We start from the raw sequence: 21538 nt of genomic DNA, 5'->3' as shown, positions 1-21538 counted from the left end.
GTTCTCGAAGCCGGCTTTTGACGTTCAAGGGCTTGCTGACGCAGCGAGCCCCGAAATTCAACCCGGTCTTCACCTCGACGACTAATGGTCGCCGCGCCGCAAAAGCCTTTCTGGGAAGACTGAAGGAGCGCAAGGCAGATCGTGATGAAGGACCACACCCGGTGCCTTCCGGCGGCACGGTTTCCGAACGTGTAGACGTCATCAAGCAGTTACTGCTGATGGTCTTGAAGCCGACGATGGCATGACGCTGCGGAGCAAGACGCAGGACCAGCCTCGATGGTTCCTCATTGAGGCTCTGAAAGTGCGGAAGTAGGTCTGCCGGGTCCGTCATCAATCCAGGCGAGCGTCTCCGTCAATATCTCCTTCGACAAGTCAGGATCGACCATCGCCCGTGCCAGGATCGTTGCGCCGACCATCGCGGACCAGCTTGCGATCGCCCGGCGGCGGCGGTCGGCTTCGGCGGGCCCTTCGACCTTCTCGCTCATCCAGTCTATCTGTGTTCGCACGCCGTCCGTCAGCGCCGCACGGGCCTCTGGTGTCTGGCGCAGCGTGTCGGCGGCAAGTCCGGAAATTGGACAGCCACCAGCCCTGTTGTCGCGATGGCGCGGCGATAGATACTCCTCCATGTATGCGCGAAGGGGAAGTGTCGCGCCATTGCGTTGGCCAACCGCGTGAGCAAGCGCTTGGACGATGAGGTCATCCTTCGAGCTGAAATGACCGTAGAAGCTGCCATGCGTGAGCCCCGCGGCCTTCATGACCTCTGCGACGCCGACTGCCTCAAATCCTTTCTCCCGAAACAATCGGCTTGCGATCTCCAGGATCCTTTGGCGGTTTTTGGCCATCTGTTCGCGGCTAATCTTCATTTTGAGATTTCTCCATGTCTGCCATTGACTTTTTTATGATAGCCATCACCTTAAAGCCGTAATTAGTATCGTCATCATAAATATACAACACTCATCGAAAGAGAACAAGGCAATGGCTGAAACTCCCACCGTCCTCATCACCGGCGCGTCCTCGGGTATTGGAGCGGCATATGCAGAACGCTTCGCCCGGCGTGGGCACGATCTCGTACTGGTCGCCCGCAATAAGGCAAAACTGGAGGCTGTCACGGGACGAATCCGCGACGAAACCGGCGTGACGGTCGACATTCTGCAGGCCGATGTCACAAATTCCGATGATCTTGCGGCCGTGGAAACGCGACTACGCGACGATCGCAGGATCGGAATTCTTGTCAACAATGCCGGTGCGAGCCTGGGAGGAACATTTGTGGATCAAGCTGCCAACGATCTCTCCCAACTTATCGCGCTCAATGCGACGGCGGTTGCTCGCCTCGCCAGTGCCGTGGCGCCACGCTTCATCGAGGCGGGCTCGGGCGCGATCATCAACGTCTCCTCGGTCGTAGGGCTTGCCCCGGAATTCGGTATGTCCGTCTACGGCGCGACCAAAGCGTTCGTGACGTTTCTCTCCCAAGGGCTCAGCCTCGAACTCGGTCCCAAGGGAATCTATGTGCAAGCAGTTTTGCCTGCGGCGACGCGGACGGAGCTCTGGGAGCTTGTCGGCATTGACGTCAACACGCTTCCGGGGGTGATGGAAGTGGGCGAACTTGTGGATGCAGCCTTGGCAGGCTTTGACAGGCGCGAGTCCGTCACCATCCCGCCGCTGCACGATGCCGCCCAATGGGAAGCCTATCATGCTGCGCGCCAAGCGATGATCCCAGGATTTGCACAGGTCCGTGCGGCAGAGCGCTATCGCTCCGCCCAGTAGCGCCTCCTGTAGGAACGCGCCGGCAGCACAGGCCGTACTGCAAAAGGCCAGCCGGTCTGTGCTGCCGGCGCGAAGCCCTGACCTGACAGAGATTCACCAACTCCAGACGAAAGACATGCAATGACCGACAATGCACTCTTTGAACCCTATAAGCTCGGAACCCTGACGCTGGCGAACCGTATCGTCATGGCGCCTTTGACCCGCAACAGAGCCGGCCCCGGCTTCGTGCCGGGTGATATTGCCGCGAAATACTATTCCCAGCGCGCGACTGCAGGCTTGATCATATCGGAAGGTGCGCAGATTTCGCAGGAGGGGCAGGGCTATCAGGATACACCGGGGATTTATACACAAGCTCAGATCGCCGGGTGGCGGAAAGTCACCGACGCAGTGCACGCCAAAGGCGGACGCATCTTTCTGCAGCTCTGGCATGTCGGTCGTGTTTCGCATGTCGATCTGCAGCCGAATGCGCAGGCACCGGTCGCGCCATCCGCTATCAAGGCTGAAACCAAGGTCTTCGTGAACAATGCGTTCGCCGATGTGTCTGAACCTCGCGCCCTCGAACTTGATGAGATCCAAGGCATCATTGCAGATTTTCGTCGCGCCGCCGCCAACGCAATTGCTGCGGGCTTCGATGGTGTCGAAGTCCATGGCGCCAATGGCTATCTGCTGGAACAGTTTATCAAGGATGGCTCCAACACGCGTACTGACGCCTATGGTGGCTCAATCGAACATCGTGCACGGATGATACTTGAGGTCACTGCCGCAGTTGCTGCAGAGGTCGGTGCACAGCGGACGGGAGTCCGGATCTCGCCGGTCAACGCCGTCACGTCGACCGATTCGCAGGCTCAATTCAACTACATCGCCGAGAAACTTGGCCAGATGGATATTGCCTATCTTCATGTCGTTGAAGGTGCGCGAAGCGGGCCGCATGATGTTGCTCCCTTCGATTACGCAGAGCTCAGGGCCAAGTTCGGGAACACGTACATTGCAAACAACGGCTACAACTTAGAACGCGCAACGTCGCGATTGACGAAGGGCGAGGCTGATCTGTTTTCCTTTGGCCGGCCATTTATCGCCAATCCTGATCTCGTGGAGAGGCTGAAGACTGCTGTTCCGCTGGCAGAGTTGAACCCAGCGACCATCTACGGCGGCGGCGCCGAAGGATATACCGACTATCCCTCCATCGCCGCCTCGAGCCGCGCCTGACAAACCGGCGCCGCGCTGCTGCGCGGCGTCTTCCGTCGTCCGGCGCCGCAGCCGGCCCCGCTCGACTGGCAGACCTTCCTGCCCCTCGCTCCAGACATTAGGAGCTACAAGATCCATGCCGGTGGCATAACCGCCCTCGGCGAGCAGGGCTATCGCCATTACCTGCCTCTGGCGCTCCTACACCTGTGTGGCTCTAGGGCGACGATATCCTGTCATGGCTACCGCGCCTGAAGCTCAACGCGCCTCTCATCACCCGCGGCACGTCCTTGTTCAGCGACCCGAGCGTGGGCCTCACCGAGAACAAGTCCGGCAACGCTCTTACGACGCAATGGGGCTGGGTGATCCGCATGTCGTCACCGGAGCGCGCCATTCTGGAACCCATCGACGAACTGCCCGCCCGAGAGCTTCCACAATCTCGACACGGTGTTTGAGGGGCTCGCCACGCTCAATCCGCGCCGTCTGATGGCGCTGCTGCAGAGCTGCCGGAAGATCAAGGTCAGGCGCCTGTTCTTCGTGTTCGCCGATCGCCCCAAACATTCCTGGCGTGAACGTCTTAATCCCGACGACTTCAAGCTCGGCACGGGCGACTGCACCCTGGTGAAGGGCGGCAAAATCCTTCCTCCGCTACCGCATCATGGTCCCTTCGAAACCTCAACAGGAGCTGCCGATGGCCCGTGAAGCCTATGCCGCCTAGGTCGCGCTGCAGGTGCGGCTTCTACCCTTTATCGCAGCGGAAAAGGTCGTTGCGCTAAAGGGCGGGACCGCGATCAATCGCTTCTATCGCGACATGCCCCGGCTTTCGGTCGATATCGACCTGACCTTCTTGCCGGTCCGTGACCGCGCGGAGTGCCTAGCCGAGATCGATGAAACGCTGGATCGTATCACCGGCGCCGCCAACGGCGGCGCGCCCGGAGGCGTCGCGGCTAGCGCTGGAGCATGTGGCGGGTGCGCCGGGTTCCCGCCGAACCAAGGCGCACACCTTATTCCCCTTGGCAAGAAGCATTGCGGTGAGATGGCCGCCAATGGCATCTATACTCCGGTCACCAGGATCGGACTGTTCTGTGCAGATTTGACAATCACGGCGTTCACCTGCTCGTTGCCGTCACTGATCGCCAGTCTTGGCGAGCTGCTTACGGTATTCCGCCACCGGCAGGCCGCCCCAACCCCAGTTCTCCAGTTCAATCTCCTCGATGACCACGAAGGTCGCCTCAAGAGGCTTGTGAAGAACATCGAACAAGAGTTGGCTCACTCCGGCAATCAAGGATGCTTTCTCCTCTGGCGTCACGGAATCGCGACTAGGAGCGGATCCTTCCCGCGTAACTTGGATGGTGACGATAGGCATGGGTAAACTCCTTTAATGGCCGGCACTCTGGCCACCGTCGACATGAAGGATTTCGCCGGTGACGAAGGACGCGGACTCCAGGTAGAGAACGGCCTCGACGACGTCGCGAATCTCACCCATGCGTTTGACCGGATGCATCGCCGCGAGAAATTCGTGGGTCTCAACAGGATGCAGCGGGGTACTAATGTTGCCGGGCGAAACGGCATTCACCCGTATGCCCCTTGCGGCATATTCGATGGCGAGTGCCTTGGTGGCCGAGTTGATGCCGCCCTTGGTAAGGTTGGCAAGCACCGTAGGAACGCCGGCAACCGGCTGATCGGTCAGGCTCGTCGTGATACTGACGATGTGGCCGGATCCATGTCTAAGCATTTCAACGACGACACGCTGCGTTATATAAAAGAAGCCCGCGACATTTGTTGCGACTTTCGAGGCGAAGTCCTCTGCTGTGTATTCGATGAAGGGCTTGGCAATAAAGATGCCTGCATTGTTGACAAGGGTGTCGATACGGCCAAAGCGCGAGATTGTCTCCCGTACAATACGTTCGGCTGTCTCGGGATCGCTTATATCGCCTGCGATAGTGAGAATGTCCGAGTCGCTGCTCTGTTCGATTGAGCGAGATGTTGCCACAACCCTAAAGCTGTGATCCCGATAACCCTTAACGAGACCCGCACCAATGCCCTGCGAGCCGCCGGTTATGATCGCCACTTTCCGTTCACTGTCCATGCTGAGCCTCCATAACATCTACCGGCTGGCGGAATGCTGCCGGAAGCCTGGATCGGGACAGGCCTGTCAGCCCGCCTTCTGATGTATCGACCCCTCATCTTGGGCGAATAACTACTGAGGGCCTATCTTAAGAGAGCGAGCGACCGTCCCCTATAGCTAGTTGCCCGCGACCGCAGGTTCAGCTTGTAACAACTTGACCAGCAGCTTTGCAGCAGAGGCGGACGAGGCCGGATTCTGGCCGGTGATCAGTCGTCCGTCGACGATGGAGAAATCAGCCCAGTTGGCAGCCTTCTCATAGAGGCCGCCCAGTCGTTTAAGCTCATCCTCGATGAGGAACGGCACCACCTCGGTCAGTTGCACGGCTTCTTCTTCGGAATTGGCAAAGCCCGTAACCCGCTTGCCCTTCACAATGGGCTGTCCCTGATAACTGACCTTGCGTAGAGCCGCCGGAGCATGACAGACAGCAGCGACCGGCTTGCCGGAATTGTGGAAGGCTTCGATCAAAGCGATCGACGTTGGATCATCGGCAAGGTCCCACATCGGTCCATGACCGCCTGGATAGAAGACCGTGTCATAGTCCTCCGCTTGAATGCCGCTGAGCCTCGCAGTATTCGCCAGTTCCTTCTGTGCCGCCGGATCGCTCTTGAACCGCGCCATAGCGTCGGTCTGGTTGCCAGGTTCATCGCTCTTGGGATCGATCGGCGGTTGGCCGCCCTTCGGCGAGGCCAAGGTAACGGTGGCCCCCGCATCCTTGAATACGTAGTAAGGGGCAGCGAACTCCTCAAGCCAGAAGCCGGTTGGCTTTCCGGTATTGCCAAGCTCATCGTGCGACGTCAGTACCATCAAGATCTTCATTGCCAACTCTCCTTGATCATGGTTGGTGCGGTGCCCATAACGATAGACAACGCAGCAATAAGCTCGCTGGCGAACGGGGGTCTTCAGTCATGCCGGCAGCTGCTCGCCCGCCTGTTCCCGCACGATGTATTCGGCGTACCAATCCGGCCAATTCTCATCGTGCTGACCGCCAGTGCGTTTTTCGTGCTCGCCGTGCGCAGCCGCTGCGCGACGGAGCGCTGATGCAAGCTCCGCAGACGAGTTGAATGTCGTGTTGTCGGTGTCGACGCGTCCAGGCAACCGCGCGGTCACCTCCTGGAGCAGCCAGCTGTTGGTGTCTGGATCGCTGAATGAGGCGAATGAGGCGTAACTGCGCCGCTCCGGATCCGCGCCCTGGACTCGGCCAGGCCCATCCCCGCTGTGGAACACCTCGCTGACTTCGACACCGCGCTCGGTGAGTTCCGCACGCGCGGCTTCGATGTCGGACACGATGAGAAAAAGGCCTGTTGCCCTACCCAAATGGATCGAACAGGGTGAGCCGGGAGGCGTGAACTGGACGGCGCGAGACCCATCTTTCCTGACGAAGTCGGCATCAAGCCTCCAACCCAGGCTATCGTAAAAGCGCATGGCGCGATCGATATCCGATACAGGGATAACGGCCACCTCGAGTCTCATGTCTGCTCCTGCATTTGTCATAGTTATCTCCTTGTTATTGGACGAACTTCTCACTGAGCGCGGCATGTTTCGATCCGCAGATATTGACATCGAATGGAACGTCAGGCCTTGAGTGGGGCGTCCTACTCCCCATCAGGTTGGTTATCGCAACGACCTGAATGCCGCCCTTAATTCTTGGGCGAAAATTGTCGGTTGTTCCCAAGCGGCGAAGTGACCACCCTTGTCGACCTCGTGGAAATAGATCAGGTTGCGATAGGCGCGCCGCGCCCATGTCTCCGGCGCGCGATAGCTCTCGCCCGGAAAAACGGTGATGGCGACCGGGAGCGAAATTTCGGATGTCATCTCCGCGCCCGCAAATGCAGGGCTACGGCCACCGGTTTCCCAGTAGAGCCGCGCCGATGAAGTACCGCTGTTCGTCAGCCAGTAAAGCGTGACATCGTCAAGCACCTCGTCAGGCGACTTTTCGGGATCGTCGCTATTGTACGTCCACATCGAGAAACCGGGATGCCCGAGCATCCACGCGGCAAGGCCGACCGGCGAGTCCGCAAGCGCGTAGCCGATCGTCTGCGGCCGCGTTCCCATCATCACCGCATATGACCTGTTCCCCATCTTTGCGGCAGCGCTGAGCGCATCGAACGTCGCGCGCTCCTTCTCGGTCAATCCCGCTGGCGCAGGCCCGCCGACCGCAAGCACCGCGGCAATCTCGGGCGGTACGATCGCCGGCAGGTTGATGTGGATGCCGAGCAAACCTTCAGGTGCCTGGCGCGCCATCGCGTTTGAGACTGGGGAGCCCCAATCGCCGCCCTGCGCAACGTAGCGCGTGTAACCGAGGCGCTTCATCAGCTTGGCCCAGATTTGCGCGATATGGTCGGGGCCAAAACCGACGCTCGTTGGCTTGCCGGAAAAGCCATAGCCCGGCATCGACGGAATGATCACATCGAACGCGTCCTCAGCAAGCCCGCCATGGCGGGTTGGATCCGTGAGCGCATCGATGATTTTGAGTTGCTCAAGCACCGAACCGGGCCAGCCATGGGTGATAACCGCAGGCAAAGCGCCGGGCTGCTCCGAACGGACGTGAATGAAATAGATGTCAATTCCGTCGATTTTGGTAACGAATTGGGGCAGGGAATTCAGTTTTGCTTCCACCTTCCGCCAGTCGTAGTCGGTCCCCCAATACTCGATGAGCGGCTTGATCTTCGCGAGCTGTATGCCTTGGGACTGATCATTAACCGTCTCCGGGTCAGGCCACCGTGTGGCGGCGATGCGGCGGCGGAGATCGACAAGTTGGTCGTCCGGAATATCGACGCGAAATGGGCGGATTTCGTCAGCCGTGGCCGCCATCGTCGGATAAGGGAAAACGCCCGCGGCAGCCGCAGCCGCAATTCCCATCGCAGCTGCGCTAAAGATCCGGCGCCGGTCGTGATTGATAACTTCGGGACTCAGTCGCTTACGCATCTTGAATCTCCTTGTTGCGTCTGCGTTCAGCGGTTTGACTGCCAAACCTTGAGGTCAGCCGCGGTTGCCAGGGCATCCTCCAATAGGAAATGACAGTGACCTATGATCGAGCCGCCCTACACTGGGTCGCAACAACAGTAGGACTAAAGGCGTGGCCAACGGCATCAATCACTTTGGTAGCCGACACATCGCATATGGGACATGACGAAAAGTTCGTTCTTCGCCATCTTTGTCGATTATCAGATACCTTTCGTGCAGCACTGCGCGCCCGCATTTGCTAATCGAATTCGGTGTAAAGAATGGGATTATTTAGGTGCATTTCTGGGCGTCGAATGGCGAGGCAGCTATAGCCGAGAACTATACTAGTGTCACTTAACCCAAAGTGAGTAACTGGCAGCATCTACGCGAGTGGGACATGCTCGTGTCGTATTGCACTTAGGGGGCTGGCCGATCAATCCCAAATGTTCCCGGTCTGTGCTTCGAATGTCGCATAGTGTCTCAACTGGAATTGCACAGCAGCATTGAGTGGCTCTGCGGTTCGGTTCCGCTCAAGGCGGTCGGGTTCGCCGGCTATCTCAATGATGGGAACTGACTAATCACAGCGCGTAGCCTGGCCGGTAAGCAACGAGTTCGGTGTTGCCGTGGCTGAAGGGCAGGTCGTGGCCCTCGGCCACGGCGGACCGGAGCGGCATCATTTCGGAATGCGGGGGCGGGATTGCCTCCGAATCTGCAATACGTCAAACCCTGTACGAGCATCGAGCCAGACCCCGGACGGGATGATTGGGTCGGGCCGGTAGATATTCAGTCTCGTAGCGTGGTGAAACGCCACAAGGTGCCAGACAAAGCTCGTGATGAAGGTCGGCACGACGTAGGCGAGCACGGCGAGCGTAGCGTTTCTTGATCGCCTTGCTTCTCTCCCGCGAGCGTTTTGGCTTGGCTTCATGTTGCGGGCGGCGCTTTGATGCAGGCGGGCCGACACTTTCAGCCAGATATGCGGTCCGACCCATGCAAAAGCTGCCATCGTGAGTTCTGACAGACGACCGCTACTGATAACAGACGTTAGCGGTTACTCGTCGCCGGGATGGGGGGTGCGGGCGGCGATCCACCTGTCGAGCGCCCACTTGCCCGGCCCCCAAGTAATAACACCGAGTGCCATCGCCGCCCAGGTCAAATGAATGGGCCATCCGTCTGGCACCGTGAGCTGAATGATGATCGTCATCGCGAGCAGTCCGAGCGCCGCAAGCTGCGTCATCAATCCGAGGACCAGAAGGATCGGCAACAAAACTTCCGCGCACGCGACCGCAAAGGCCATCACGGCTGGCGCCGGGAAGTCATAGGGCCCGCCCGGCAGATGCAATTTGAATTCCGATGCGAAGAGGAGGATGGCCACATCGTTCAACTGCAGGAAGCCGTCCCACTTGCTCATGCCTGAGCGCCAGAAGGGCACGGCGAGCCCAAAGCGCAAGGCGAGTTGGGCCAGCGATGTCGGCGCAAAGGTGGCAATCAGGCCATCGATCCGACCGAGCCAGCCTGTCTTCCCTCGGGTGACGGGATTGTGGAAAAATTTTCGTATAGAAGTCAGCATCTCATCCTCCATCGCGGACCGCCGTGAACGCACCCGCCTCGAACATCGTGCGAATAGCGGTCGCGAGATCGAATTCTGGGCAGCTCGTGCTCGCTGTCGCCGCAGCTTTTCCAAGTGGCTCGCGCGCCATGAGGTGGGCGAGGAAGATATCGGCGCCTGGCGGAAGGCCGCGAACCTCCACCTCCAGCATCGGCCGCGTTACCAGTGCGCTCTCCGCTGCAGTCGCCGAGACGCGGCCGACCGGATCGCTCGCCCTGTTGACCGAAAAGATCGTCACGGCCGGATAGGCAGAAGGAACGATGCGGGTTGCCGGATGCGGATCGAAAATGAGGTCACCGAGCCGTTCCGGCGGGACGGAGGCAAGGACATTCGGCTGCAACACAGCGGAATCTGCCGCATGATAGGCATCAAGCCAGGCCCGCTCGATGCGCGCGACGTCGGCGAGCCATGGCATGGATTGCGCATGTTCGTAGCGCTCGATGAAATCCGGAAAATCCCGGCCGTACTCGAACAGCAACGGTGATGTCGGCGGCGTCTCGCGGACGTGGAACCGGGCCATGGCACGAAAGAACGTCTCTCCGGTGATGCGCAACGTGGCGGGGAAGACGGCCGCGAGCGCATCGATCAGGCTAACGGTCACATTGTTGCGATAGACATTGAAACGCTTGCCGGCAGCCTTGCCGTTCGGGCCGGCAACGATAAGGGGTGTCGCGCGAGTGGGATCGAGCAGCCCAGCCACGATGCCTTCCGGATAGTCGGGGCTGTTGGCAGCCTCGATACGATAGCCCCTAAGCGCGCACATTGATCCGCTCCAGTCGCAGAGCCGCGTACCGATCGAGGATCGCCTGCGCCTCCTTTGCCTCGGCCTTCAATACCGGCCAATCGGGAATGGCACTGTCCCATTCGATGAGCGTCGGAACAGGGCCGCAGCGCCCGATCACGATGTCGAACAGCTTCCAGACCGCGTCGGCAACCGGCCCGTCGTGACTGTCGATTAGGAGGAGATCACCCTCGTCGTCCTCCTGCTCCGTGTGTCCCGCCAGATGAACCTCGCCGACATGTTCGAGCGGGTATTCGGAAAGGTAGTCGAGAGCGGAAAAGCCGTGGTTGATTGCCGAGACGAAGACGTTGTTGACGTCGAGCAGCAGCCCGCAGCCGGTGCGTCTCACGATGTCCCGGATGAACGCGGTCTCGGTCATCGTCGACTCCCTGAATAGCACGTACGTGGAAGGATTCTCTAACAGAAGCGGCCGGCGGATTGCCTCTTGAACCTCATCGATATGTTCTGCGACACGCCGCAGCGTGGCTTCGGTGTAGGGGAGCGGCAACAGGTCGTTGTAGTAGGTCGTGTCGTGAGTCGACCAGGCCAAATGTTCCGAGACGAGCGCGGGCTCATATCGTTCGATTAGCCCCGCGAAGCGCCCCAGATGTGCCTTGTCCAGCGGCTGCGGCCCGCCGATCGACATGCACACGCCATGGAGCGAAACAGGATAGTCCTCGCGGACGCGCGCGAGTGCGGCATGCGGCGGGCCGCCCGCGCCCATGTAGTTTTCCGCATGGACTTCGAAGAAGCCTCCATTCCGATCATCGTCCGCGAGGATCGACGGCAGATGCTGGTGCTTGAAGCTGGTACCAGCGCGGCCATCGATCGGATACGCCGGAAAGCGGAGAGTTCCCGACGCGCCAATATCCGTATGCTTTGCCAAATTGGGCATCATTGCCTCCACTTTCCGGTGTCTGGTTGGGCTTACGAGGGAAGGTCGCGCGACAGCGCTTCTGTCGAGCCCTTGCGGCCGCCCGGCAGATCCATCGTCGTGCAGGTGCCGCCGTCGACGAATTTCCAGGCGTTGCCCTGATAATCGACCGTCGAGGTGGCCTGGCAGGTCGTGCCGGGGCCGGCCGCACAATCATTCTGACCCTTGAGCGCGACGCCGAAGCACTTCTCCTTTCCGGCATCCATCGCGGCCTTGACCTGCTCCTGCGAGAGCGGTGCGGCGATCGCAAATGATGACACCGCTGCCGCTACGGCACCGGCCAACATGGCCGCACTGATCGTGGATTTCGTGGACATGACATCTCTCCATTTTTGAGGACCTGTGCGACCCGTGATCGAGGCCACACGGAGCCTTGTTCGCAGCCAAAGGGCGATTTGTTACATTACCCGCGTACACGGTTTCGTGAGCAGACGGCCGGACTACGATGACTATGGACCAACTTGCTCCGAGCTGAACGTGATCAACCGCCGTGAGGGAGCGGAATACGGACGGTCCCGTACTTCGCTCACTCCGTAACAGCGGCGAGGTTTGCGGAGCAGAAATTTAACAAACGGCGAAGACCAGCCCGGCGAGACCGCGCTGCCCGCCGTCGCTGGAGGAAGCAAGCTCCACGATACCTTGATGGAACACGTTTGCGAATTGAGGGTCTGGCGACCGCCTCTTGTCCGTGACTATTCCATTTCCCTGGTCTCTGGCAGATTCAATGCATAGCGCGTGTGTCTGCGCTCACCGGTGCGCGTGAGCGCCCCTTTCTCCACCAAATCATGAAGATCGCGCGTGGCGGTCGCTCGCGACGCCCGAGTGATTGAAATGTAATTCTCGGCGCTCAACCCGCCCTTAAAACCCCCAGAGCCTTCACGGAACATACGAGCGATGGCCTTCTCCTGGCGTTCGTTGAACCGGCGTCGGAACCGGTCATAGAAGCGCGCCTTGGCGATATAGAAGGCCACCCGCTTCAGAGTAGTCTGTTGCGCCTCGAGAATGGTTTCGGCAAAATAAACCAGCCATTCGGTGATATCGAGCGTGCGTTGATGCTGTTCGAGCTGAGCGTAGTAGGTTTTGCGGCTATGCTCGATTGTATAGGCAAGCGCAATCAGGCTTGGTTGCCCGATATTCTGGGCGAGCGATTTTTCCGCAAGCGCTCTGCCAATTCTTCCATTCCCATCCTCAAATGGATGAATGCTTTCGAAGTACAAGTGGCCTATACCCGCCCGTTTGAGAGCGGGCAAGGGGACCTCGCCCTTAGGCGCCGATCTGTTGAACCACTCCATATAGGCCGCCATTTCCGCTGGCACTTGCCTTGATGGCGGCGCTTCGTAATGGATGGTTGGATTATCGAGGCGGCCGGACACAATCTGCATGGCATCGTCATGTGTCCGGTATCCGCCGATTGTTCCGATATGACGATTTCCCATCATTAACATGCCATGCCAACGAAACAGGGTTTCGTGATTGAGCGGAGTCGACCAGGTATCATATACGTCGACCATCATTTCCGCGATTCCGCGCTCTTGCGGTCTTACTGGCCGATTGTCAGCGTCGAGGCCGAACTGCCGGCGCAATGAAGATTGTACGCTCGCTCGATCGAGCATCTCGCCCTCGATCTCTGAGGTTTTCACCGCCTCGTCGCTTAAAAGCTCGATACGCAGCAGATTGCGTTCTTCATCACTGACATGACGGACAGCGCCTATTACTTCCCCCGATGACAGGAGAAATCGACTTTCGAGTGGTTCGAGCAGCGCATGGTCATAAACGAAACGCGGCCAGCCTTCCTGTGTCCAGTTCCATTTCATGAGCTATAGTATCCTTTCTATAACTCACAATGCCTGCTTCAGTGAGTGATGGCAATGAATTCTATCACTCACGATTCAGTCAAAGCTTTTTCGCAGGTATGCGTGACTCCGCTGATCGTTTCCGCACGAAGCTCCCCAGCAATGCCGCTGAAGACCGCGGAACCAATGAAACTGAAAGTGTCATTGGTCGTCGTCGATGTGTCGGAATCGATGTCTGAGAGTCTGATTTTGTCGCCATCGGCAGTGCTGAAATCGAGGATCTGATCAGCGGTCGCTGCTCCAATCGCCGCATCTATCGTAAGTTCATAGGAGAACGTATCTGCCCCGGTCCCTCCCGTTAGAAAATCGCGGTCTCGGCCACCAGTCAGCGTATCATTTCCGGCATCCCCAAAGAGCTGGTCGCTCCCGAGACCGGAGATGATTGTATCATTACCGTTGGCGCCGCGGACGACATCATTGCGGCCAACCTGATGTATGGCGGAGTACTCGCCATCGCGGTCATCGGCGCAGCCAGCGGCCGCTTCCAGTCCGCTGGAATGACGCGGGCGCTCTCCGCAACTGCGCTTGCTCAAGTACTGGTCGGTATCATTGCACTGGCCGCGGAATTCGGATCCACGGCGCCTAGCTTTCCAGAAGCCATCGTGCTCTCGACCGGGTTCTTCGTTGCGCTGTGGCTGCTATCGGCATACCTATTCCTGAAGGCGGAGAGGGGCTAAACTCCCACAGGCGCGGCGCCGCGGTACCATCCAGGCTGATTCGCGCCATCCTTCCCTTCGCTTCGCCTCCGGCCGCGATCGAATACGCCCAGTCGCGGAGGCGGGAAACCACCCGAGGATCGTTGACCTTTCTGCCGGAGGCCGCGTCACCCCAGCCAATACCTTGGTCCCGGCCCCTTGCGTCCTGCCACATCAGCAGGGTTCGCCAAGCTACACCGGTCGATCGACAGGCAGCCGCAACCGATGCACTCGGTAAGCCCGGACCGCAGGCGCTGCAACTCGGCTATGCGCTGGTCGATGCGCTTTGCCCACTCGCCCGACAACCGCGACCAATCCCGACGCGACGGCACGCGATCGGCTGGCAACTTGGCGAGCTCGGCGCCGATCTCTTCAAGGGTCAGTCCGATCCGCTGCGCGAAGATGACGAAGGCGATCCGGCGCAACACGGACCGGTGATAGCGCCTATGCCCCGAGCCGGCCCGCTCGGATGCAATCAGCCCGCGCTCTTCGTAGAAGCGCAGGGCGGATGAGGCGACGCCGCTGCGCCGCGATACGTCGGTGATGGTCAGCATCGGATCCATGCATAAACGAAAGCACGATTCCCACTTGACTTCAAGTTAACTTGAACTTGTAGCAACTAGTCCTACGGATTGAAGGAGCACTGGCAATGCAGACGAGTATCGATCTTCAGGGACTTCGCGTGACGGTCACGGGCGGCACCTCCGGCCTCGGACTGGCGCTTGTGCGGCAGCTTACCGCGAAGGCTGCGTGCGTCGCCTTCGTTGCCCGCAGCGCCGCGAATGTCGAGCGCGTCTCAGCCGAGACGGGCGCGCTCGGCATAGTCGCCGACATAAGCAGGAAGGACGACATCTACCCGATCGCGATGCAGGTCACTGCCGGCCTCGGCGGGGTCGACGTCCTGATCAACAATGCATCGAGCCTCGGTCCTGTCCCTCTGGCGCTTCTTGCCGATACCGATTGCGAGAAGCTGGAAGCAGCGCTTGCCGTCAACCTCCTCGGCGCGTTCCGGCTGACGAAAGCGTTGTTCGGTGCGCTTGCCGCGTCCGCACGCGAGGGCCGCGGCGCGCTGGTGGTCAACATCTCCAGCGACGCGGCGGTGAACGCGTATCCCGGCTGGGGGGCGTATGGTGCGAGCAAGGCCGCTCTTGCGCACCTAACGGCGATTTGGGATGAGGAGGTGAAAGACGATGGCATAAGGCTCCTCGCGCTCGACCCTGGTGATATGGACACGCCGCTGCACGCGCTGGCGCTTCCAGACGCAGATCCGTCGACCTTGAAGGCCCCCGAGCTGGCAGCTGCCGAGATCATCGAAAAGATGCTCGACGCGTTGTCGGTCCAGGCCAGGCTTCTCGCCGGGGAACACGCATGATTGCCGTCGCCCGCCCCGATCGGCACTCCGCCAGGCTGTTCGTCGTCGCGGCGGACGGAATGATGCGCGACCTGCCGCGCACCAAACTCGCAACGCTGTTCGATCCCGGAGACCTGGTCGTCGCCAATGACGCCGCGACCTTGCCTGCCAGCTTGCAAGGCACGCATGTCCCAAGCGGGAAGGCGATCGAGATCCGCCTGGCCGGCTGGCTATCACTTCCCGATCCCACCCGTTTCGTGGCGATTGCCTTCGGCTTGGGCGATCATCGCACGCGCACGGAAGACCGGCTGCCTCCGCCTGCGCTGTCAACAGGCGATCGCCTCTGGCTCGGTCCGCTTGAAGCCGTCGTCGAGCGCCTTCTCGACCATCCTCGACTTCTCGAACTGTGCTTCCCAGGCAACCGCGCAGCGGTGCTTGCAGGAATGGCGCAGCACGGCCGGCCGATCCAGTACGCGCATGTTCCCGAGCCGTTGGCGCTGTGGGATGTTTGGACGAAGATTGCCGCCCGACCGTTCGCGTTCGAGGCGCCGTCGGCAGGGTTCGGGCTCGACTGGCGCACGCTCCAAGCCTGGCGTCGGCGCGCCGTCGGCTTCGCAGCACTCACGCATGCCGCGGGCGTCTCTTCTACCGGCGATCCTGCGCTCGACTCGCGCCTTCCCTTTGATGAGCCGTACCGCATCTCCGAGCGCACCGCAGCGCAGGTCGCGCGGGCGAAGCTGCGCGGCAGCCGCATCATCGCGATCGGCACGAGCGTCGTGCGCGCGCTCGAGGCGGCCGCTAATCCCGATGGCAGCGTGCGCGCCGGAAATGGCATTGCGACAGGGCGCATCGAGCGGGGCACACCGCTCCGCGTTGTCGATGCGATTCTCACGGGCGTCCACCAGCCCGGCGAAAGCCACTTCGAGCTCCTGCGCGCCTTCGCCGATGATGCCCTGCTCGCGAAGGCCTCCGCAGCTCTCACGGCGTGCCGCTACCGCGCCCATGAATTTGGCGATTCTGTGCTGCTGAATTGTTAACGGCTGCTCTTATCGATCCGATCCGGCCTGCAGAACTGGTCGAGGTGAAGAGATTCCCTGCCGAACTGATCGGAGCGCTGGAGACGATTGAGAAATGCATCGCCTGCCTCGTGCGGTGGCCTGTCCGGAACTCGAGAAGCGCGCTTCGGTAGGTTGAATGATTGCCCGTCTACCCGCCAGCATGAGACGGTATGGCAGCGAAACAAGACGCAACCGCATGAGCAGTGCAATGTAGCCGCTCTCTGAAGGCCCATCTATTTTTTCGCCCTTGACTCATTTCGGCATGAGAACATAATGAGAACATTGGCGTCGCGATCAAGCGGCATTCCATGAAGCTCAAGACTCGGGTACCGCGCGCCGGCGCGGGAGGAAGATACACGTGCGTCCATTGGCGATCGAAGAGACTCCGCCCGAAGGCACCGACCTCGACTGGGAGGTGCAGGCCATCCTTGCCTTTCACGATGATGACGCCAAAGCGGCGATCGAGACACTGCTGCTCGACTGCAAATACCTCAGGCACCAGCTGGCCTTGGCGGAGAGCGTGTTAAGCCGCGGCATCACGCGCGGGTGGTCTCCGAAATACGAACGGGAGGTATAGGCAAATGCACGGCTATACGATCAACTACGACCTCGAGCTGACTGCGACGGAGGCCGAGGCCACCATGACACTCAGCGATTATGTCAGCCGCGAATGCTTTGACCGGCTCAGAGAAAACGGCGGGCGGCAAAAGTCGATCGAGTTGCTTCATATGCTGAATGATTCGCGTGGCGTTTTCGCCAAGCTCGTCGAATATCATGTCGCTCCGGATGACGGTGACGAGGACATTTTCGAGGATTGCGTTCCGCTGGCGGAAACCGTTTTGCGCGAAGGAAAGCCGCGTCCATCCGAGCTGGAGCGACATTAAATCTTGGGAAACACGATCGAGGCCGAAATGCCTGAGAGCTATAGACGAGAGCATGGAGATCCCGGGGCGGCATACCACATCCCGACGTTGTCGCAGTACGACGACGGCAGCAACATGCTGATCAACATCAATTGCATCCGGTGCAAGATAAGGCATCACTACCGCCCGCAGGATCTCCTTGAGGTTTGCGGCGACGTCGCGCTCGACAAGGTTACGCGGCAATTCCGATGCGAGAGATGCGGCCGGAAAGACTATCTGGAAGTGTCGCTGGATTCATTGATGACAAGCGAAATGACCAAGCTGAAGGTTAGGCGCCTGGTGAAGATCAAGACCATCCGGCGGCCGGTTTGGGAAGACGTGACACCGTCTGTGGACGACACCTAAGCGATCGGCCTTCGGCTGACAGAAAGGTCGGACCTTAGTCCAAGTTGACGATATTTCAATCCTAGCTAAATTAGCATCTGCAGAAATAACCGGGGGCGGTCAGATGCTGGGGGCTTCATTCAGAGAAAGTGACTTGCGCTTGATGTCAGGTGCGGTTCAGGCTTGGTACCGACACTTTGGTTTGGCACCCGACACGAGATGTTCCGTCGTGCTGTGCAGTTCCGTGATCGATCTGTTCAAGCAAGGCCATGGTTCCGCCGATGATCTGGCCGCGCTTCTGATTGCTCTCTACGATGGACCGAAATCCGTCGAGCGCCCACCGACGTCTACCAAAGCGCATTAGTAGATGCTTGCAGCAGATACTGGATGACATTTGCCGGCGTGATCTGCTGCGTCGCCGATCCGCGTCGCTCCATGTGGTTTATTGCAGTTGTCGTCGGCTGCTCTGGAGCCATCTCGGCGTGTTCGACGTCGCGACCGCCCCGGGGAAGATCAAGCCGACCGGCCGGTGAAAGTCACCCAGTCGATCGAGGACGGCAAGACGACGTCGGTTTCAGTCAGCAACGGCTCCAGGGTTCACGGCGGGCGATCTGCTTGTCGAGCTCGACGAGACCGAGCTGAAGTCCGATGAGGATGTCGTGCTCACCGAGCTGGAGGCGCTGAGCGCCGAAGTTGTTGCCGTCGCCGCAGCACGCTAATGGCAGGCCCAAGGGCTAGGCGCATGGGCTGGTATACTATGATAGGGGTAACCTATTGCTCTGAAGAGCTAACTTGATTGGATTAGTCGGCAAAAGCATTTTTAGGCCAGCGGATTCTCAATCTAAGTCCGCAAGGCGAAAGGGACGAACGTGAATAAAGCCGTGAATGTGAAGCAGCCGAATGCAATCGATGTGGAGGTCGGCCAGCGAATCCGAATGCACCGACTTGCCCGTGGCATGAGCCAATCAGCGCTTGCTGAAAAGGTCAATGTCACGTTTCAGCAGGTGCAGAAATACGAAAAAGGCAGCAATCGGGTGGGAGCGAGCCGGCTTCAGGGCATTGCCGACTGTCTCAATGTGCCTGTCTCGTTCTTTTTCGAAGCAATTCCGGGAGCGCCCGAGACTGCAAAGTCAGGCCTAGTGAACGGCATAGACGATCTAACAGGATTTGTTTCCACCGCCGAGGGGCTCGCACTCAATCGTGCATTTCTTGCTGTAAAAAACGCCCGCATACGGCAAAAGATCGTGAGTTTGGTAAAATCGCTTGCGTCGCGGGAAGGCGTCGGTTCCGATAGGGGCGAAATGACGCCTTAAGGGAAATCCTGTTGTATCGCAGCAGGAACGGCTAAAGATCAGCCAAAACTCTGGGAAACCTGCAAAAGCAAGACGTTTGGCCCTGAATGCGTATGAATATTTTCATCATGCGCAGGGAGGACCAACGAACGCTATGCCCGCCGCAATGAAAAGGGACAGTTTGGGCCCCGCGGGTTGTGGAACAAGTTCCCGATACCGGCCATTTGTTGTCCATGAAAACAGCCCTGCCGATGTCGCTGCTCGCTCTGGTCTTCACCGTTGATGGTGTTGCCGCGCAAGAACTCCGGCGCGAAGCCATTAATGCCGCTTCGATCGCTTCCATCGTCGCAGAGCGGTCGACAAAAGCGCCTGCCGATCCAGATCCAGCGGTTGTCCGTCTTCAGGTCCTTCTCGATCGCGCGGGCTCGTCTCCAGGTGTGATCGACGGCTTCTACGGCGAGAATGTCCGCAAAGCTGTGGCCGCGTTCGAGGCGATGAACAGTCTTCCTGTCGATGGGAAGACGGACCCGGAGGTGGTCTCCCGCTTGGAAGGCAATACGCCCATCGTCGAGAGCTACGTCGTCTCGCCAGAGGATGCCACGGGTCTCGTCGACAGGATCCCTGAAGATTACGACGAGAAGGCAAAGATGCACAGGCTCGGCTACACGAGCGTTGAGGAGAAGCTTTCCGAGCGGTTCCACATGGACGTTGACCTTATGAAAGCCCTCAATCCCGCTTCGCGGTTCATTCCTGGCGACGCGGTCTGGGTCGTGACGCCCGGCCCTGCGAAAGAAGGAACAGTCGCGAGAATCGAGGCCAGCAAGACGACAGGGCAGGTCCTGGCCTATGCCGAGAACGGATCGCTGCTTACAGTCTATCCCGCGACGATTGGAAGCAAAGACAATCCGGCCCCGTCGGGCAAGCACAAGGTGAAAGGCGTCGCGAGGATGCCGGTCTACAGGTACGACCCGGGGCTTAATTTCAGGCAGGGGAAGAATAACAAGGTTTTGACGATACCAAAGGGGCCGAACGGTCCGGTCGGCAGCGTCTGGATTGACCTCACTGAGCCTACTTATGGAATACACGGGACGCCTGAACCGAAGCTCATCGACAAGGTTGGATCGCACGGTTGCGTACGTCTGACGAACTGGGACGCCGAAGAGCTGGCCGGAATGGTCAAGCCGGGAGTCTTGGTGGACTTCGTCAGTCGGAGTCCGGCCGCTCCTAAGTGAAGTGGATGCCAATTCGTTCGGCACGGCGGAAAATCCGCTCTCCTCAGCGCGTTCTCCCAGGGATTCCAACCAACGGATGGAAGCAACCATTGGTGAGTGCACGAATCTTCACATCACGATCCGGCCCTGTGTCCTGTCGAGCTCAATCTTCTTCACACGGGGGGCGCAAACGCGGTACCGAAACATATAGGGGCACAGGCAACGAACCTGTGCCTATATATTCTGGCTCTCCACTCAAGGGAGAACCAAGACGCGAGAGGGAAGGATATCGACGGCCACTATTTCCTGGCAAGGAACGCGAACGTCCTGTCCGCCCGTCCAAGGCTGTCATAAATATGAGGCTTGAGAGAGCGGAAAAACACGGGCAAGAAACGCGCCGGCGACAAACGTTCCGAGCATGAGAGTAAAAAGCGAGTTATTTTCGCTGGGCTTATTACGGTGTCGACTGACTGAACTTTCCGCCTCGATATCACGGGATCGCGCCATCAGTACATTGAGCGATACTACGGCTCGAGCAATCGCTGAGCGGTGAACTTGTCGGTCACCAGCGTGTCTATGACGCGAAGTCGTAGCGCGCCGGCAATAGCGGCCGCCTTTTTCGAGCCGCCCGCCAAGGCAATGACACGATCCACCCGCGCAAGATCCTCAAGAGGGATACCGATAACACGCTCATCCAGAGGCGTCTTCACCGCTTTGCCGTTCATATCAAAGAATCGGAGCGAGATGTCGCCGACGGCACCTGCATCCGCGAGATCAGCAAGCTCCCGCGACGAAAAGATGTTCCCCGACCGTGCGAGGAGCTCGGAGGGTTCGACCGCGCCGACGCCGACGATCGCAAGTGTGATGCTGCCAAACAAGTCCATCGTCTCTCGGACAAATGGATCGGACTGCATGAGGAGCTTGGCCTCTCGCGAGGTGGTCACACCTTGCACAGGAAGAAGTTTAGGCTCCGCACCGGTCAGCCGCGCAAGCCGTGTAGTAAGTTGGGTCGCGTGCGTTTGCACTGATGGATCGCCCATGCCGCCGAGCGTCTGAACGACGTATTTCGCCTGCGCGCTCTTCTGAGGGTGGATGTTTTCGACCATCTTGAAGATAGTTTGACTCCAACTCGAAACTCCGATGATCTCGCCGGGCGCGAGCGTGACCTCCAAGAGATGAGCTGCCGCTTCTCCGATCCGGGCCATGATGGCGCCGTCGCGATCTTCCGTACACTCCACCACAACTGCCTCGGGCAGGTCGTACTTATCTCGGAGCGCGCCCTCGAGTTCGCTATAGGTTCCGACAGGAGGGATGACGCTCGTCCGGACGATATCTTCTGCCTCGGCACGCTTCAGCATTCGGGAAACTGTGGCCTGCGACAGGCGAAGATGCTGCGCTATCTCCGCCTGTCGCCTTCCCTCAATGTGATACATCTGGGCGACTCTTGAAATGAGGCGGAGTTCGTTTAGGCGAGACATAGCTGATCCCGGTGT

The 21538-nt window shown here is 59.3% G+C and carries 28 protein-coding genes and 1 pseudogene; 14 read left to right on the top strand and 15 right to left on the bottom strand.

Going from position 1 to position 21538, the window contains the following annotated elements:
• Positions 1–17: 17 nt before the first annotated feature.
• A complete protein-coding gene (locus N2599_RS38000) occupies positions 18–245 on the top strand; it encodes a hypothetical protein (RefSeq protein ID WP_027509086.1) in 228 nt (75 codons plus the stop codon).
• A 39-nt stretch (positions 246–284) separates the two neighbouring features.
• Here the strand turns inward: N2599_RS38000 and N2599_RS31995 are convergent, their stop codons facing one another.
• Positions 285–863: a TetR/AcrR family transcriptional regulator gene (locus tag N2599_RS31995; protein WP_027509087.1), complete on the bottom strand. Its 579-nt coding sequence runs from the start codon at positions 861–863 to the stop codon at positions 285–287.
• Between the two features lie 112 nt (positions 864–975).
• Here N2599_RS31995 and N2599_RS31990 point away from each other — a divergent pair, with 112 nt between their 5' ends.
• The 5 genes and pseudogenes from N2599_RS31990 to N2599_RS31975 form a co-directional block, all read left to right on the top strand.
• Entirely contained in the window at positions 976–1764 is a 789-nt protein-coding gene (locus tag N2599_RS31990; RefSeq protein ID WP_027509088.1) for an SDR family NAD(P)-dependent oxidoreductase, read from the top strand.
• Positions 1765–1884: 120 nt separating this feature from the next.
• Complete coding sequence (locus tag N2599_RS31985; protein ID WP_027509089.1) at positions 1885–2970, top strand: alkene reductase; 1086 nt, start codon at positions 1885–1887, stop codon at positions 2968–2970.
• Between the two features lie 15 nt (positions 2971–2985).
• Positions 2986–3201, top strand: coding sequence for an AbiEi antitoxin N-terminal domain-containing protein (locus N2599_RS37720; protein ID WP_084606418.1), 216 nt, complete (start codon positions 2986–2988; stop codon positions 3199–3201).
• Positions 3202–3432: 231 nt separating this feature from the next.
• Positions 3433–3648 carry a type IV toxin-antitoxin system AbiEi family antitoxin domain-containing protein gene (locus tag N2599_RS37715; protein WP_051336503.1) on the top strand — a complete coding sequence of 72 codons (216 nt, stop codon included), beginning with the start codon at positions 3433–3435 and terminating at the stop codon, positions 3646–3648.
• Positions 3649–3670: 22 nt separating this feature from the next.
• Positions 3671–3880 (top strand): annotated as a pseudogene (locus N2599_RS31975) (nucleotidyl transferase AbiEii/AbiGii toxin family protein); the annotation flags it as partial.
• A gap of 192 nt (positions 3881–4072) precedes the next feature.
• On the opposite strand, the gene N2599_RS31970 reads toward N2599_RS31975, so the two are convergent.
• The 11 genes from N2599_RS31970 to N2599_RS37995 form a co-directional block, all read right to left on the bottom strand.
• A complete protein-coding gene (locus tag N2599_RS31970) occupies positions 4073–4312 on the bottom strand; it encodes a tautomerase family protein (RefSeq protein ID WP_084606419.1) in 240 nt (79 codons plus the stop codon).
• A gap of 12 nt (positions 4313–4324) precedes the next feature.
• Positions 4325–5035 carry an SDR family NAD(P)-dependent oxidoreductase gene (locus tag N2599_RS31965; RefSeq protein WP_027509091.1) on the bottom strand — a complete coding sequence of 237 codons (711 nt, stop codon included), beginning with the start codon at positions 5033–5035 and terminating at the stop codon, positions 4325–4327.
• 156 nt (positions 5036–5191) lie between these two features.
• Positions 5192–5890, bottom strand: coding sequence for a type 1 glutamine amidotransferase domain-containing protein (locus N2599_RS31960; protein WP_027509092.1), 699 nt, complete (start codon positions 5888–5890; stop codon positions 5192–5194).
• Positions 5891–5977: 87 nt separating this feature from the next.
• Positions 5978–6610, bottom strand: a complete 633-nt coding sequence (locus tag N2599_RS31955; RefSeq protein ID WP_027509093.1) for a VOC family protein — start codon at positions 6608–6610, stop codon at positions 5978–5980.
• 75 nt (positions 6611–6685) lie between these two features.
• Positions 6686–7999 (bottom strand): epoxide hydrolase family protein, encoded by a 1314-nt coding sequence (locus tag N2599_RS31950; protein ID WP_027509094.1) that lies wholly within the window; start codon positions 7997–7999, stop codon positions 6686–6688.
• 1066 nt (positions 8000–9065) lie between these two features.
• Positions 9066–9584 (bottom strand): DoxX family protein, encoded by a 519-nt coding sequence (locus N2599_RS31945; RefSeq protein WP_245209219.1) that lies wholly within the window; start codon positions 9582–9584, stop codon positions 9066–9068.
• 1 nt (position 9585) lies between these two features.
• On the bottom strand, positions 9586–10386 hold the full coding sequence (locus tag N2599_RS31940) for an HvfC/BufC N-terminal domain-containing protein (protein ID WP_027509096.1): 801 nt from the start codon (positions 10384–10386) through the stop codon (positions 9586–9588).
• On the bottom strand, positions 10373–11299 hold the full coding sequence (gene bufB / locus N2599_RS31935) for an MNIO family bufferin maturase (protein ID WP_037141460.1): 927 nt from the start codon (positions 11297–11299) through the stop codon (positions 10373–10375). Before bufB ends, N2599_RS31940 begins: the two co-directional genes overlap by 14 nt.
• Before the next feature lie 32 nt (positions 11300–11331).
• A complete protein-coding gene (locus N2599_RS31930) occupies positions 11332–11655 on the bottom strand; it encodes a BufA1 family periplasmic bufferin-type metallophore (protein ID WP_027509098.1) in 324 nt (107 codons plus the stop codon).
• A 375-nt stretch (positions 11656–12030) separates the two neighbouring features.
• Positions 12031–13152 carry a Fic family protein gene (locus N2599_RS31925; protein ID WP_027509099.1) on the bottom strand — a complete coding sequence of 374 codons (1122 nt, stop codon included), beginning with the start codon at positions 13150–13152 and terminating at the stop codon, positions 12031–12033.
• A 68-nt stretch (positions 13153–13220) separates the two neighbouring features.
• Entirely contained in the window at positions 13221–13724 is a 504-nt protein-coding gene (locus N2599_RS37995; RefSeq protein ID WP_027509100.1) for a calcium-binding protein, read from the bottom strand.
• Here N2599_RS37995 and N2599_RS31920 point away from each other — a divergent pair.
• Positions 13623–13868, top strand: coding sequence for a hypothetical protein (locus tag N2599_RS31920; protein WP_167333885.1), 246 nt, complete (start codon positions 13623–13625; stop codon positions 13866–13868). The genes N2599_RS37995 and N2599_RS31920 overlap by 102 nt on opposite strands.
• Positions 13869–14014: 146 nt before the next feature.
• Here the strand turns inward: N2599_RS31920 and soxR are convergent, their stop codons facing one another.
• Complete coding sequence (soxR, locus tag N2599_RS31915; protein ID WP_027509101.1) at positions 14015–14449, bottom strand: redox-sensitive transcriptional activator SoxR; 435 nt, start codon at positions 14447–14449, stop codon at positions 14015–14017.
• Between the two features lie 86 nt (positions 14450–14535).
• Here soxR and N2599_RS31910 point away from each other — a divergent pair, with 86 nt between their 5' ends.
• The 5 genes from N2599_RS31910 to N2599_RS31890 all read left to right on the top strand — a co-directional run bounded on the left by N2599_RS31910 (position 14536) and on the right by N2599_RS31890 (position 17563).
• Positions 14536–15258 carry an SDR family NAD(P)-dependent oxidoreductase gene (locus N2599_RS31910; RefSeq protein ID WP_027509102.1) on the top strand — a complete coding sequence of 241 codons (723 nt, stop codon included), beginning with the start codon at positions 14536–14538 and terminating at the stop codon, positions 15256–15258.
• Entirely contained in the window at positions 15255–16274 is a 1020-nt protein-coding gene (locus N2599_RS31905; RefSeq protein ID WP_027509103.1) for an S-adenosylmethionine:tRNA ribosyltransferase-isomerase, read from the top strand. Before N2599_RS31910 ends, N2599_RS31905 begins: the two co-directional genes overlap by 4 nt.
• 379 nt (positions 16275–16653) lie before the next feature.
• On the top strand, positions 16654–16872 hold the full coding sequence (locus tag N2599_RS31900; protein ID WP_143534138.1) for a hypothetical protein: 219 nt from the start codon (positions 16654–16656) through the stop codon (positions 16870–16872).
• A gap of 4 nt (positions 16873–16876) precedes the next feature.
• Positions 16877–17179, top strand: a complete 303-nt coding sequence (locus N2599_RS31895; RefSeq protein WP_027509105.1) for a hypothetical protein — start codon at positions 16877–16879, stop codon at positions 17177–17179.
• Between the two features lie 27 nt (positions 17180–17206).
• Positions 17207–17563, top strand: a complete 357-nt coding sequence (locus N2599_RS31890; protein ID WP_156915238.1) for a hypothetical protein — start codon at positions 17207–17209, stop codon at positions 17561–17563.
• A gap of 557 nt (positions 17564–18120) precedes the next feature.
• Here N2599_RS31890 and N2599_RS31885 read toward each other — a convergent pair.
• The gene (locus N2599_RS31885; protein WP_156915239.1) at positions 18121–18273 is read right to left on the bottom strand and encodes a hypothetical protein; all 153 of its coding nucleotides are present in this window, start codon (positions 18271–18273) and stop codon (positions 18121–18123) included.
• A 204-nt stretch (positions 18274–18477) separates the two neighbouring features.
• Here N2599_RS31885 and N2599_RS31880 point away from each other — a divergent pair, with 204 nt between their 5' ends.
• Together N2599_RS31880 and N2599_RS31875 are read left to right on the top strand one after the other, a co-directional pair.
• The gene (locus N2599_RS31880) at positions 18478–18855 is read left to right on the top strand and encodes a helix-turn-helix domain-containing protein (RefSeq protein WP_051336505.1); all 378 of its coding nucleotides are present in this window, start codon (positions 18478–18480) and stop codon (positions 18853–18855) included.
• 212 nt (positions 18856–19067) lie between these two features.
• Positions 19068–20066, top strand: coding sequence for a L,D-transpeptidase family protein (locus N2599_RS31875; protein ID WP_037141384.1), 999 nt, complete (start codon positions 19068–19070; stop codon positions 20064–20066).
• 503 nt (positions 20067–20569) lie between these two features.
• Here N2599_RS31875 and N2599_RS31870 read toward each other — a convergent pair.
• Positions 20570–21523, bottom strand: coding sequence for a sugar-binding transcriptional regulator (locus N2599_RS31870; protein WP_027509108.1), 954 nt, complete (start codon positions 21521–21523; stop codon positions 20570–20572).
• Positions 21524–21538: the final 15 nt, after the last annotated feature.

Source organism: Rhizobium sullae, assembly GCF_025200715.1.
Classification (GTDB): domain Bacteria; phylum Pseudomonadota; class Alphaproteobacteria; order Rhizobiales; family Rhizobiaceae; genus Rhizobium; species Rhizobium sullae.
The sequence above is the reverse complement of the archived record's forward strand: the minus strand, read 5'-3'. Positions and strand labels throughout refer to the sequence as shown.

Bases quoted from the DNA above. Each gene is read 5' to 3' on its own strand.
- N2599_RS31940 (WP_027509096.1), bottom strand. From the start codon at position 10,386: ATGTGCGCGCTTAGGGGCTATCGTATCGAGGCTGCCAACAGCCCCGAC.
- N2599_RS31925 (WP_027509099.1), bottom strand. From the start codon at position 13,152: ATGAAATGGAACTGGACACAGGAAGGCTGGCCGCGTTTCGTTTATGAC.
- N2599_RS31905 (WP_027509103.1), top strand. From the start codon at position 15,255: ATGATTGCCGTCGCCCGCCCCGATCGGCACTCCGCCAGGCTGTTCGTC.
- N2599_RS31955 (WP_027509093.1), bottom strand. From the start codon at position 6,610: ATGCCGCGCTCAGTGAGAAGTTCGTCCAATAACAAGGAGATAACTATG.
- N2599_RS31995 (WP_027509087.1), bottom strand. From the start codon at position 863: ATGAAGATTAGCCGCGAACAGATGGCCAAAAACCGCCAAAGGATCCTG.
- soxR (WP_027509101.1), bottom strand. From the start codon at position 14,449: ATGGATCCGATGCTGACCATCACCGACGTATCGCGGCGCAGCGGCGTC.
- N2599_RS31945 (WP_245209219.1), bottom strand. From the start codon at position 9,584: ATGCTGACTTCTATACGAAAATTTTTCCACAATCCCGTCACCCGAGGG.
- N2599_RS31890 (WP_156915238.1), top strand. From the start codon at position 17,207: ATGCCTGAGAGCTATAGACGAGAGCATGGAGATCCCGGGGCGGCATAC.
- N2599_RS37715 (WP_051336503.1), top strand. From the start codon at position 3,433: ATGGCGCTGCTGCAGAGCTGCCGGAAGATCAAGGTCAGGCGCCTGTTC.
- N2599_RS31965 (WP_027509091.1), bottom strand. From the start codon at position 5,035: ATGGACAGTGAACGGAAAGTGGCGATCATAACCGGCGGCTCGCAGGGC.
- N2599_RS31950 (WP_027509094.1), bottom strand. From the start codon at position 7,999: ATGCGTAAGCGACTGAGTCCCGAAGTTATCAATCACGACCGGCGCCGG.
- N2599_RS31910 (WP_027509102.1), top strand. From the start codon at position 14,536: ATGCAGACGAGTATCGATCTTCAGGGACTTCGCGTGACGGTCACGGGC.
- N2599_RS31960 (WP_027509092.1), bottom strand. From the start codon at position 5,890: ATGAAGATCTTGATGGTACTGACGTCGCACGATGAGCTTGGCAATACC.
- N2599_RS31895 (WP_027509105.1), top strand. From the start codon at position 16,877: ATGCACGGCTATACGATCAACTACGACCTCGAGCTGACTGCGACGGAG.
- N2599_RS31875 (WP_037141384.1), top strand. From the start codon at position 19,068: ATGAAAACAGCCCTGCCGATGTCGCTGCTCGCTCTGGTCTTCACCGTT.
- N2599_RS31985 (WP_027509089.1), top strand. From the start codon at position 1,885: ATGACCGACAATGCACTCTTTGAACCCTATAAGCTCGGAACCCTGACG.
- N2599_RS31930 (WP_027509098.1), bottom strand. From the start codon at position 11,655: ATGTCCACGAAATCCACGATCAGTGCGGCCATGTTGGCCGGTGCCGTA.
- N2599_RS31870 (WP_027509108.1), bottom strand. From the start codon at position 21,523: ATGTCTCGCCTAAACGAACTCCGCCTCATTTCAAGAGTCGCCCAGATG.
- N2599_RS31990 (WP_027509088.1), top strand. From the start codon at position 976: ATGGCTGAAACTCCCACCGTCCTCATCACCGGCGCGTCCTCGGGTATT.
- N2599_RS31880 (WP_051336505.1), top strand. From the start codon at position 18,478: ATGCACCGACTTGCCCGTGGCATGAGCCAATCAGCGCTTGCTGAAAAG.
- bufB (WP_037141460.1), bottom strand. From the start codon at position 11,299: ATGCCCAATTTGGCAAAGCATACGGATATTGGCGCGTCGGGAACTCTC.
- N2599_RS31920 (WP_167333885.1), top strand. From the start codon at position 13,623: ATGTATGGCGGAGTACTCGCCATCGCGGTCATCGGCGCAGCCAGCGGC.
- N2599_RS31970 (WP_084606419.1), bottom strand. From the start codon at position 4,312: ATGCCTATCGTCACCATCCAAGTTACGCGGGAAGGATCCGCTCCTAGT.